This window comes from Pseudoalteromonas sp. P1-25, from assembly GCF_001401805.1.
Lineage (GTDB): Bacteria > Pseudomonadota > Gammaproteobacteria > Enterobacterales > Alteromonadaceae > Pseudoalteromonas.
Window position 1 is genome coordinate 29,924 of the sequence record NZ_LKDW01000019.1, and the last position, 11,302, is coordinate 41,225.

Below are 11,302 nucleotides of genomic sequence, written 5' to 3' on the forward strand. Positions count from 1 at the left end.
ATTTAGAAAATTACTCAATTAAGATAATAATAAGCTGGGTGATAATAAAATTTACCTGAGTAAATTAAGTGCTTATTACACCCAAACTCTTCATTTACTTTAGCATTAGCGTGATCAATTGCTTGCTCTTCATTACGAGCCATTACCTCTATGTAAATAGGATCGTCACCTGTCCCGTAAACATCAAACATGTATATGTTATCAATTCTAAGCCTTGGCTGAATTGAATCTAAAATCTCTTTTGTATCACTGATATATTCAGGGTAAATAATAACTCCGTTTTCATACTCGAAAATGACAAAATCTGATGATGTATCAACTACTCGTATTAATTTTTCCCCCTTGAACTCGCTAACAAAAGGAAAAATAGAGTTAATACCTCCATAATAAGAATCTTCAAAACCTTCCTTATAAATAATAAACTTATACTTGATTCTATCTAGGTCAATTTGTTTTGAAATTCGGGGGGATTTTTTTAACTCATCTATAAAATTAAGATCTTTTCTACTAGCAGCTATGAAAGGGATGTAATAAATCGTTGCTTTTTGTTCTGATGGCAAAGTTTCGAAGCCATCATTCAATAGGTTGAATATTTGCCCAGAAAAATATAAACCTAAACGCCCTTTTCGTTCTTTAATTACATCAGTAATAACTAATGCGTGGCTATCAGAAAAGTTCATATCTATAATTACAGACACAAACCTACGGCAATTTATTAGAATTAAATATTTAAATCTACCTGCATCAAAGTTATCACTAGTTCTATCTAATAAACTTTTTGAAGTGCAGTCGCAGCTATGTGATAAGTCATTTTCTATATACAAACTCGGCATATCAGTGTTTACTACACTAAAGGCTTCCTTCTCAACGCTCACCATAGCAAATTTAAAAGAATCAAACTCTGGGTTTTCACCTGTCAGCAAGTAACAAACATCAGGTTGATAAACTATTCCTTCAGAATTAACTAAAAGCCCTGTATAGGAGCCTCCAACCCCAGCCCCTAGAGTGTAATAATTGATGCCATAACTTTGTAATAAAGCTAATATTTTGACAAAGAAAATTTCATCTCTATCAAAACTGGGTTCTGATTCCCAATACTTTAAACTACCATCAAATAACTCGAGAAACTCTTGCTTTAATCCTTGTAAAGGAGTACCTGTTACTATTGGTTCAAACTCTTCTTTTAAATAGTTTGTTTTCCTCTGGTTGAAAACAGTAAACATTCTAGGTTTAGAATCAAATGTTATGATAATGATTTCTATTTGAGGGTAGCTGGAGAAGTCAGGATAATTTTGAAGTGAAAAATGTATTGCTTCTTCAACTGACCTTTTAAAAATCTCTATTTGATTTATCACATTAGAGACAAAGTCTATTCCAAAAGCTTTATCTCCAGCTATAGAAAAACCACAAGCATCTGTAGAAAAAAGTTTATATGCACCTTCATATGAATATTTATCATCTTCAATAAAACCCTGTTTTTCCATAAACGAACTTGTATTGCTTAATTCTGTATCACTAGCACCTTTGATTTGTGTTACCACGCTATCAGCTATAATAAAAGCTGCACTTTCTGTCTTCCATGCTACACAAAACGTCATATTATTTCTCTTTTGTAGACTCAATATACTCTATTAGTTTGGCAAGTTTTTTTTCATTAAGCTTAGAGATTGAAATAATTAAATCAGCCAAAACATCTTCTTCACAATAAAAGTAAGCTACTGGTACATCTAGCTCTTTAGCAATGCGTTTCATGGTTAAAAAATCAGGGGCATGTTTGCCTTTTTCGTATTGGTTCATGCGAGCACTAGCCGTATTTGGCTCCATTCCTAATGCCATACCTAGCTGTTGCTGAGTAAGGCCAGCTGCTTTTCTTGCAGACTTTAGGCGTGAAGGTGTTGGAGTTTCCATGAGAACCTTAGCTATAAAACATATCTTGCTAAGATTCTCTTAGTATCTAACCTATAAGTGTACTAAGGATATTTTAGTTTTACCTAAATTTATACTTAAATCTAACTTTTTCACTTTTCTTCTTTAAAAAATGCCTAGGATCTAGCAGTCTATGCCTATCGTAAAAAATTGTAGCCTTCTCATATGGAACTTGTTTGTATATATATCGATGAATATAAAGGAATTAAAGATCTTTACGTGAATCTGAATCAAAACTTCATCTGCGACTTCAATAGACCTCACATTCATGTAAAAAAACAGCATTGTCAATTCAAAGAAAAGTATTATCGTGGACAAAATGTAAAACTAATCATTGGTAAAAATGGTTCAGGTAAAACATCAATTTTAGAGTTCATCGAAGGATCTTTTAATGAAATGGTAGGAGTTGGCGCTGCTATCTTTTGGAGTGAAAATGACTCACAGTATTATATAAAGAACAATTCGTTTTTGACCGAATTTTTTACTGATGAACCTCATGTAGAATTTAAAACTGATCGCCGTAATGCAATTCTTTTTGTAAGTAGCCTCTTTGACTTGAATAAATTTTCTTTCGATGAACGAAGTAAAGACCGTAGTAATGTACTCAAACTTTCCGCTAATAAATACCTAGAAAAAAGAATAGCAAAGAAAAAGATTCTTATGGCTGAAGTTGCTAGAGAATTAAAGTATGCGGAATATTTCAACTATGAAAAAAAGTTGTTAGGAACTCCTTTATCATTTAGGTTCCACATCTACCCACCGAGTAAAAATTACCTCGAACAAGCAGTAAATATGTTAACTAATGCTAATGTATCTATATTGTTGAAAAATCGTAATTTCTATCATTTAGTCATCGATGAAACTGAAAAGAACCAAGCTGCTGTATTAGCAAACGAGATAACATTCTCGATAGATAATATTTCTGGAGAAAGGCCGATAACGAGTGCAATAATAAAAAAAGCCTTAAGTAGGTACATACAATCACCCAACAGAAACATCAATAAAAAACAAAGACTCAATGATGATACATTTTGGTATATATATAACTATTTAATAAGTGATTTCTTAAAAAAAGCCTCTTTGAAAATAGGTGAGCCGAATGAAAGGGCATGGTTTTATATAAATGTAATTTTCCAAGCTTCACTTTCTGAAGAGAAAATCCCTGAAATTATCAATCAACACATTGATGAAAATAACCTACTAAGTAAAAGTGCTCCTATTGAAGACATAATTTATGAGTCCGAATCTTTTAGGGATAAATTAGAAGAGATGACTCAATCATTGCTAGATAACGATATAAATATTAACTTTGATACCAAATACATTTCTTTCGATCTTAAAGACAGCCAATTGATAGCCGAGATATCCGAAAAGTTTAACGAATTAAATTATTTTACCGGAGATAACTTTACATATGGTTGGTATGCTCTTAGCTCAGGTGAAGAAGCTAGATTAAAGCTGCAATCTCGTATCTTCTCTGGCATCGATCAGCTAATTTCACAAGGCTATTCAAATATCCAATTACTTGTAGATGAAATAGATGCTTATCTTCATCCTGAATGGCAAAGAAAAATAGTAAGCGAAGTTATTGATATACTTAACCATTTCGAAAATAAAAAAAGATTTAATCGGGCAAGTATAAATACCATCTTAACAACTCATTCTCCAATTATACTAAGTGATTTTTTACCCGATGATATAGTTTCCATTATTAAGGTTGATGGCAAAATAACTCAAGAGAAATCAAATGGCTTCGGGACTAGGATTAACGATTTATACCTTGACGGTATGCACTTAGATTCTACATTTGGTGAAATATCAAGAAACGAAATACTAAGATTTTATCAGGAATTAAAGCAGGGTGAATTATCTAACTATAGTAAATATCTTATAAACCTCATTCCTGATGAAAAAGTGAAAGCATATTTTATGGACGAAAATGATAAAAATAAATGAAATTACTGATGATAATTTTCTAGCTCGTTATAAGAAGCAAGTTATATCAAAGTCTCTATTACCTAAATTTAAAAAGTATTTCAATACAGTTGATTTAGAATACAAAAATAAAATTGAAGCACTTTTTTCAGAAGAGAATTTAATTGAATTAACTTTCTGCGGCTCTTCAAAGTTATGTCAAGTTATTGATAAAATTTATAAACAAGTACCCAGCCTAGCTGAGTTTTATTGCCCAGAGTATTTCTTTGTAAACTTTGAACTTAATTACACAAAGTCTGATATAAATGAACTTGATTTAAGAAAACCAGAAAATTCTGATGCAATAAACGAACTCTTTTATGAAACTAAGAATAACTTGCTTTTAACTCTAAGAGAATATCAGGCCACTTATTTAATAAAATTCCTTTTCACTGAAGATCATAGGACAACCACTGCTCAAAAGAAAAAAAAGTTACTCGACATTTATAAAATTAAAAAAGGTACATTTAAGCTTTCAGAACAAATAGCATTCCCTTTTTGGCTAAAGAATTTTTCAAGTATTTTTGACTATGAGTTAATGTCTAAAGAATTTGGATATGACATAACAAATTTTCTTGGGATTGACGTTTGTCCTTATTGTAATCAGGAAGAAATACCAACAATTGCTGTTGAGGGAGCTAAAACAAGGCCAAGCTTAGACCACTTTTATCCCAAATCTAAATTCCCTTTTTTAGCCACAACCTTGAGTAACTTAGTACCATCAGGTAAACGCTGCAATGAAGATTATAAGAAAGCTAAATCAATGATCGGCTTTGCAAATCCATATCATGATGCTGTAAAAGCTGATAAAAGTTTGTTCTTTTTTAAAGAAATTTTCAGTAAAGAGTTTGAGCTTGAAAATGTAGAAGTAAGTGTTAATACTGATGATAACGCTCTGCATATGAATATGTGCCTATTCAATATTCCACTTTTTTATGATCAAACTTATAAAAGTGATTTTATAGATATGCACGAACAGAAAGAGTTTTTAAAAGAGGTTGGTTTAATAGAAAAGCCCACTGATATTATTAAATTTCCACATAAAAAAATTAAACATTTAGTAGGAGTTGATTTGAAAAAACCTTCAATAAAATATCGACTCAAAAAGTACAAAGTTGACTCTTTGAACCACATATTTGGGAGCCAATTTAAAACTGATGATTAACTGATTTTAAATTACTTCCTCAACAACTGACTAATCGGCATTTGGTCAGTAAACTTAGTCGCTATAAACGGATCTTCATCTTGGGCGCTTTCAAGTTTATAAAGTGAATAGCGCTCAACTTCACTTGCTGTAATTTCTGCAACGGGCAAGGTAAATAGGTTTGGTACATCAGGAAACAGTACTCCAAATGCTTTAACTAGATGCTTGGTTGTGAGGGTTTTCGCGTTATCCATTAATGCATAAAGTACGGCATCATCTAAAAAGTATTTAAGAGTTCTAAAACAGCCTTTTGACAATGAGAACAAAGCAAATACTGTTGCTTGCTCACTTAATTTTGGCTTTTCGGTGAATGGCATACGGTTAGCTAGGCCAATTATTAACTGTACAAAATGCTTTGGGTTTTCTGATAATTTAAAATAAGGCAGCTGCCGCCTTACTAATAAACGCGATGACCACTGGGGTTCGTCTGCTATTTTTTCTGCCCACGGCATACCCACCAATACAATTGATACACCCGCTTCATCGTTAATGTATTTTAATCGATTAGCAATCTCGCGGCGCTTTTTACCTTGGTTGTGCTCAATCAGCTCTTGAAACTCATCAATAATTATAAGCTCTGTGCCACACGTTTTTAGGCATTTTATTAATGATGTCGTTAACCGCGTACCGTTTATTCTCAGCTTGCGCTCTGTACTACCTACTTGCCCTAAGTCTTTAAGAAGCTCGGCTAAAGTAGATTCTAGTGTCGGATTACTAGGTATGCGGCTTACTAATACAGGGTGGTTCATCACTCCATTAATAAATTGCGGTAAATGGCGTTCTTTATACTGTTTTATTAGTGCTGTTTTACCTGTGCCTGTATCGCCATTTAACAGCATGCAGGGCTTTTCGCCCGCTAATCCTTTACCAAGTCTTAATCTGTCAAAGTCGTTAAATACAGTAGTTATTATTGGGTATTCAATAAATACATCGCGAAATTCATTAAGCTTTGCTTTTTGTTTATCGGTCAGCATAATTAAAATCCATCTAGGTCTGAAATAAAGTCATCCCAGCTATCTGTTGGTTGCTCTTTAGGTGTAACCTTTTTGGGTTCTAATGGCTCGCTCTGAGCTATTGATTTTTGTGAGTCACTACTTACATTTTGATGCTTAGCTAATGCTTTACCCCCTTTTACTTTTGAGTGTTTTGGTGCATTTTTTAACTCTTCAAACTCGTTTTGAATTTTATTATGAATAAACATACGCGCTTTTGCTAAGCCTACATTATCGATAGAGCCCGAAATAAAATCGCGATGAATACGTATATTTATTTTATGCTGATTCAAACTTAAATTTTGGGTGTAACCGTTTGGATCTATGCATGGCACTTTTATGTAATGCTCTAGCTTATCGAGGTAAACATATATATAAGAAATATCATCGGGGTTTAATTTAATTAAAACTTCTTGAGATACTTTATGGCTAAACTGTTTTCTATAGTTGGCTAGTTCAGTACTGTCGTAGCTTAAGTTTTCTAGCCGTATTCCACCTTTACGAAGCACCCTATGGTTTGAAATACTGAGCACAACATCCAATTGTTGAAGATCAGCATTACTCAGCACTGTTGGCGGTAACGTATTAAAGCCTTGCTCCCATAGTTGGCTAGGTATGTACTTAAAGCGGCTATCGGCATCTTGATGGTAAACGTCTACTACCCATTTATGGAATAGCTGCATAAAGGTTGTAAAGCGCATGATTGCATCTTTTTTGGGATTGTATTCATGCTTTTGTAAAATGTTAGAAAAGGTTTTACCAGGAACAGGGTCTAATAATTCAGTGTTAATTGTGCCAAACATACGTTCTACAAAGGGTTTTAACCACGGCTTTGCAACAGGGTTATATTGAGTATTAATACCAATTTCTTCACAAGCAAGTTCAAGGCTGTTACTCCAAAATTCAGCGCCATTATCAACAACGAGAGTTTCAATTTTGCCAGCACATTTCCACTCATTTATCGTATCTGGGTATAGTTTTGCCACATCACTTTTAGGTTTCATTGCATTTAGCATTGCTCGCCTTACTGCATCATAGCTAGGCTCGCTGAAGCTAAAGTAGAAGCCAACAATACAATGGCTATACACATCGACTAACATGGTAAGTGTTGGCCTACCAAGCGGGATATGTAGCTCATCATCTAATAAAATAAGATCAAGCGGTGTATGGTCAATTTCAACTTTTTCGAGTACTCGGGTAGGCCGTGTATGCCCTTCTACTTTATTAAAAGCAATATCAGCAAGACGCTTACCATAGCGAGAAACCATCACGTCGTATTGCGGTAAATTATCGATTCTATTTTTAAACGCTTTGTATGTTAAAGGCTTTAAAACACTGCCCACAACGCTGTCGTTTTCAATGATAACTAAGTCTGCGTAATACTTGTAAGCAGAAGCCACTGATGGCTTTTCTTTTACTAAGTAACGCTCAAGTGCTTTTTCAAAAAACTTATCGGTGGCTGTATCGCGCTCCCTGTTACCCTTTTTTTGATGGCTTGGTATTAGCGCCATGATATTTTTATCTGCATTTGTATAAGCGCTATACCATCGTGCAGCTGTTCTCCAGCTAGGCTTTTTTTCACCCTCAACTTCAGGCATTACTTTCAATAAAGGCTCAAGGTTTTTTTGTGTCCAACCACCTTGAATATTAGCCTCAAGCCATTGAATATATTTAAGCTTAGCAAATGTTGTATTTTTAATTTTTTCAGGAAGGGCTTGTAAATCTTTGGCGTAATTTTGAGGTAGTTTGGTTTCTACTTTTGGTAATGGCTGGTTAAACTCATCATCAAACAAACCGTCATTAAACATTGTTAGACCAAATTGCTGTTTCTATTGATATTTCATTTGTAGTTAAGTCGGCAAATAACTGCCCTAGTGATAATAAGCGTAGCACAGTAGCAAGTAGCTCACCGGCAGTTACTTTTAAAAAGTTAACTAACTGGCCCACTTTAATAGAGCCGTATTGCTTAACAAGTTCTAACACCGATGCTTGCAGCTCTGTTAAAGACTGAAAACCAGAATAGCGATGTAAAAGCTTTAAGTTATTGAGTGTTGGGTATACACGGATTTGTTTATCAGTAACCAGTATTAAGTCGCGTCCATCTTGCTTAGCGATGGTTTGCTTTTCAATAAAACGTGCACGAAAGTCTTCGTCAGCAATTTTGCTTTGCGGTTTTACTTCTATAAATTTTTGCGTGCCGTCTGTGTGGGTAAGTAAAAAGTCAGGTGTGTAACGGCAAATACGGTTATCAAACTCATATTCATAACCTAGTGGTTGTGCCTCAAATGCGGCTATTGATGGTGAAAATTCAAAATGAAAACAGGCATCAAACTCTAAAGAGGATTCAACTAAACAGGTAGATTTATTTTTTTGACTAGCAAATTTATGAAGGTTTTTAACACGGGAGTGTTTGAGTTTTCTTCTGTACATGTGAGTCAACCATCTAACCATTTGGTTAAATACTAGACTATGCCACCTTATACTTCCAATTTATGCCATCTTTTAGTACAAATATGTCAACTTATACTTCAAACAACACCAAATGAGGAATTTGGGTGGCAGTCTTACCAGCCACATCTCGGCACACACGTCACAAACTGTGGCTGCTCCCTTCCGGGCCTGACCAGGTTCGCCTGCTAGTGTTGCGAGAGGACCAATAAGACTACCATTGAGGGCCTTGGTTGGCGCGGGAAGGATTATCTCTACTTTTGGAGTGTTATTCAAGAGATAATCAAAAAAGAAAGTGCGATTGCATACTTCATATACAATCGCGGTTAAAAACAGCCTTTAATGCCTATTAATTACGCTCTAACTCGGCTTTAATTTTACGCAGTGCTGCTTTTACTTTTTTCATGTTTTCTGGGCCCATACGTAATAGCTGTTTTTGTGCAGCCGGTAATTGCTCCCATTCAGAAAACGCATACTGATAAGTAACCGAGTCACGCAGTAGCGGTAACTCGCCTTCTGGCTCCGGTGTATCGAGTAATAACTCAATAGCATCTTCTAGGGTTTGATTAAATTCATCATCGCCGTAACCAATTTCACTGTACGCGCTGTTGATTAATGGCTTGTATTGCTCGTACATGCGCACAGCTTGGGCGGCGCTCATGCTCGTAAATACTTTTACATACGGGGTGTAGCGCTCGTAGCTATTAGGGTCAATAGTTAAAATATCTCCTTCGTTCACGCTAAATTCTTCTTCTGGCTTAACTACGGGCGTGTGCTTTTTAGCAATTTTGCCTTTGGCAATGTTATCTATAAATACAACACCACGGCGAATTACATCGTCGGTGACCATTAGGCTCATTACAGAGTCGCTTAGGTATTCATCCATTTTAGCAACCACTACGGTGTCGCTTTCATCAAGGGTTGGTAATGGCTCAACTTCAGGCTCTGGCTCAGCAGGACGCTGCGCTGGAACTGCAAGTTCAGCTGGTTTTTCTGGCTTTACCGAAGGCGCTTCAACCACAGGATCGTTTTCAGGTTTAAGCTCCATTACCGGTTGCTCTTTAGGTGTTTGCTCTACCTCTGTACGAGTTTGCGGCTCATCAGTGGGCGACAGCAAAACGAACGCAGCGGCACACACTAAAATGATTAGAATAATAACGGCGAATAAAAAATTGTTTTTAGGCGGACGTTTTTGAACATCTGACGCTTCTGGTTTATCTGACATACAAACTCCATAAATTTAAATGCATATTATACCAATCCGCAATAATACTTAATCATTTTGCGGGGCTAAACGTGTCACTACCTGCGTTAAAAAATTCTCATTTAGAACAACTAAATAGCAAATTTTTTGCCTAGCTATCAACACGTTTTTCCAGCCTCAAAATAGATCACTTAATTAAGCGAATTGGTATTACTCAGAGTACCCTGAGTGGAAAAAATTCACTATTGGTAATCACTATTACTTTAAATATAGGCTTTAGTATATAAACCTACACTTACTAATTAGAACAACCAGCCATAGTAACTCAGTTATTCTTTGATTCTTCTAGCTTAAAGACTTAAAGTTGATAAATAAAGAAAAGACGTTAAGCAGTTCAAGCATCACTATGAAAATCCAGCAAGTTGACCCACATAAACCTAAAATAGCCCTATTACTTACAGGTGGTGGCGCTCGCGCTGCTTATCAAGTAGGCGTACTCAAAGCGCTTGCCCATAGTATGCCCCGCACCGCACCATTGCCCTTTAGAATTATTAACGGCACTTCTGCAGGCGCGATCAATTCTGCAGCTTTAGCCTGCTATGCCTCGTGTGCGCATTTGGCGGTACGCAAGCTTGAGTCGGTATGGAAGAACTTTTCAACGTCTATGGTCTACAAAAGCGACTTTTTAAGTGTATTTGGCCATATCGCACGCAATATATTAACCAGTTTTCAGTCTGAGCACATAAACCATCCACCTGGCAGTTTGCTAAATAACCGCCCTTTACGTGGTTTATTAAACGAAATTTTAGACCTGCACCGCATTGAACGGAATTTACACCGCAATTATTTAGAAGCGATTTCTATTACGGCTTCAAGCTATACAACCGGTGACTCAGTTGCGTTTTTTCAGTCAAACACTAATAAGCCCTGGCAACGCGCTAAGCGAGAAGGGCGCCCAATGCGCATTAATGTTGAGCATTTAATGGCATCAAGTGCTATTCCTATGGTGTTTCCAAGTGTGAATGTGTTTAACCATTATTTTGGCGATGGCTCTATTCACCAGCTTTCACCACTCAGCCCATCTATTCACTTGGGCGCCGAAAAAATATTTATTATTGGTGTAGACCAGCCAAAAGAGTCTCACCCTGCAGGGTATTCGCCCCACTACCCTGGGCTTTCTGCTGTGGCTGGCCATTTACTCGATAGTGTATTTAGCGACACCATGCAAGCCGACCTTGAGCGCCTTGAGCGTGTAAATCGTACTTTGGGCCTGCTTCCGGCGCGCGACAAACATCAAGAGCTAAAACAAATAGATACCTGCATTATTAACCCATCAAAAAACTTTAACGATATTGCCGCGCAATACTACAGCGATATGCCGTGGGCTATTAAGTTGCTGCTGCGCACAATTGGTGTAAAAAAACATTCGCAATCAAGTTTAACTAGCTATTTATTATTTGAAAAACGCTACACTCAGCACCTTATTCAAATTGGCTACGAAGATGGCATGAAAAAGCTCCCTGAAATACGCCAATTTTTAGAGCTAGACTAAAG

At 36.0% G+C, this 11,302-nt stretch carries 9 protein-coding genes and 1 other RNA gene; 3 read left to right on the forward strand and 7 right to left on the reverse strand.

The annotated features are described in order from the left end of the window. Nucleotides 1-14: 14 nt before the first annotated feature. Nucleotides 15-1,598, reverse strand: a complete 1,584-nt coding sequence (locus AN393_RS12510) for a hypothetical protein (protein WP_055018241.1) — start codon at nt 1,596-1,598, stop codon at nt 15-17. Between the two features lies 1 nt (nt 1,599). Then, on the reverse strand, nt 1,600-1,908 hold the full coding sequence (locus tag AN393_RS12515; protein ID WP_055018242.1) for a helix-turn-helix domain-containing protein: 309 nt from the start codon (nt 1,906-1,908) through the stop codon (nt 1,600-1,602). A 183-nt stretch (nt 1,909-2,091) separates the two neighbouring features. Here AN393_RS12515 and AN393_RS12520 point away from each other — a divergent pair, with 183 nt between their 5' ends. Both AN393_RS12520 and AN393_RS12525 read left to right on the forward strand, forming a co-directional pair. Then, entirely contained in the window at nt 2,092-3,882 is a 1,791-nt protein-coding gene (locus tag AN393_RS12520; protein ID WP_055018243.1) for an AAA family ATPase, read from the forward strand. After that, nucleotides 3,866-5,065 carry an HNH endonuclease gene (locus AN393_RS12525; RefSeq protein WP_055018244.1) on the forward strand — a complete coding sequence of 400 codons (1,200 nt, stop codon included), beginning with the start codon at nt 3,866-3,868 and terminating at the stop codon, nt 5,063-5,065. The genes AN393_RS12520 and AN393_RS12525 overlap by 17 nt, the downstream gene beginning before the upstream one ends. An 11-nt stretch (nt 5,066-5,076) precedes the next feature. Here the strand turns inward: AN393_RS12525 and AN393_RS12530 are convergent, their stop codons facing one another. The 5 genes from AN393_RS12530 to AN393_RS12545 all read right to left on the reverse strand — a co-directional run bounded on the left by AN393_RS12530 (nt 5,077) and on the right by AN393_RS12545 (nt 9,769). Next, nucleotides 5,077-6,078, reverse strand: coding sequence for a TniB family NTP-binding protein (locus AN393_RS12530; RefSeq protein ID WP_055018245.1), 1,002 nt, complete (start codon nt 6,076-6,078; stop codon nt 5,077-5,079). A 2-nt stretch (nt 6,079-6,080) separates the two neighbouring features. Continuing rightward, nucleotides 6,081-7,904: a Mu transposase C-terminal domain-containing protein gene (locus AN393_RS12535; RefSeq protein ID WP_055018246.1), complete on the reverse strand. Its 1,824-nt coding sequence runs from the start codon at nt 7,902-7,904 to the stop codon at nt 6,081-6,083. Further along, nucleotides 7,897-8,526 (reverse strand): TnsA endonuclease N-terminal domain-containing protein, encoded by a 630-nt coding sequence (locus AN393_RS12540; RefSeq protein ID WP_036981971.1) that lies wholly within the window; start codon nt 8,524-8,526, stop codon nt 7,897-7,899. The genes AN393_RS12535 and AN393_RS12540 overlap by 8 nt, the downstream gene beginning before the upstream one ends. A gap of 132 nt (nt 8,527-8,658) precedes the next feature. Beyond that, nucleotides 8,659-8,755, reverse strand: an RNA gene (gene ffs / locus AN393_RS20095) — signal recognition particle sRNA small type. 138 nt (nt 8,756-8,893) lie between these two features. Further along, complete coding sequence (locus AN393_RS12545; RefSeq protein ID WP_055016144.1) at nt 8,894-9,769, reverse strand: DUF3014 domain-containing protein; 876 nt, start codon at nt 9,767-9,769, stop codon at nt 8,894-8,896. A 385-nt stretch (nt 9,770-10,154) separates the two neighbouring features. On the opposite strand from AN393_RS12545, the gene AN393_RS12550 reads away from it, so the two are divergent. After that, nucleotides 10,155-11,300, forward strand: coding sequence for a patatin-like phospholipase family protein (locus AN393_RS12550; protein ID WP_055018247.1), 1,146 nt, complete (start codon nt 10,155-10,157; stop codon nt 11,298-11,300). Nucleotides 11,301-11,302 lie beyond the last annotated feature (2 nt).

Bases quoted from the DNA above. Each gene is read 5' to 3' on its own strand.
- AN393_RS12510 (WP_055018241.1), bottom strand. From the start codon at position 1,598: ATGACGTTTTGTGTAGCATGGAAGACAGAAAGTGCAGCTTTTATTATA.
- AN393_RS12515 (WP_055018242.1), bottom strand. From the start codon at position 1,908: ATGGAAACTCCAACACCTTCACGCCTAAAGTCTGCAAGAAAAGCAGCT.
- AN393_RS12520 (WP_055018243.1), top strand. From the start codon at position 2,092: ATGGAACTTGTTTGTATATATATCGATGAATATAAAGGAATTAAAGAT.
- AN393_RS12525 (WP_055018244.1), top strand. From the start codon at position 3,866: ATGATAAAAATAAATGAAATTACTGATGATAATTTTCTAGCTCGTTAT.
- AN393_RS12530 (WP_055018245.1), bottom strand. From the start codon at position 6,078: ATGCTGACCGATAAACAAAAAGCAAAGCTTAATGAATTTCGCGATGTA.
- AN393_RS12535 (WP_055018246.1), bottom strand. From the start codon at position 7,904: ATGTTTAATGACGGTTTGTTTGATGATGAGTTTAACCAGCCATTACCA.
- AN393_RS12540 (WP_036981971.1), bottom strand. From the start codon at position 8,526: ATGTACAGAAGAAAACTCAAACACTCCCGTGTTAAAAACCTTCATAAA.
- AN393_RS12545 (WP_055016144.1), bottom strand. From the start codon at position 9,769: ATGTCAGATAAACCAGAAGCGTCAGATGTTCAAAAACGTCCGCCTAAA.
- AN393_RS12550 (WP_055018247.1), top strand. From the start codon at position 10,155: ATGAAAATCCAGCAAGTTGACCCACATAAACCTAAAATAGCCCTATTA.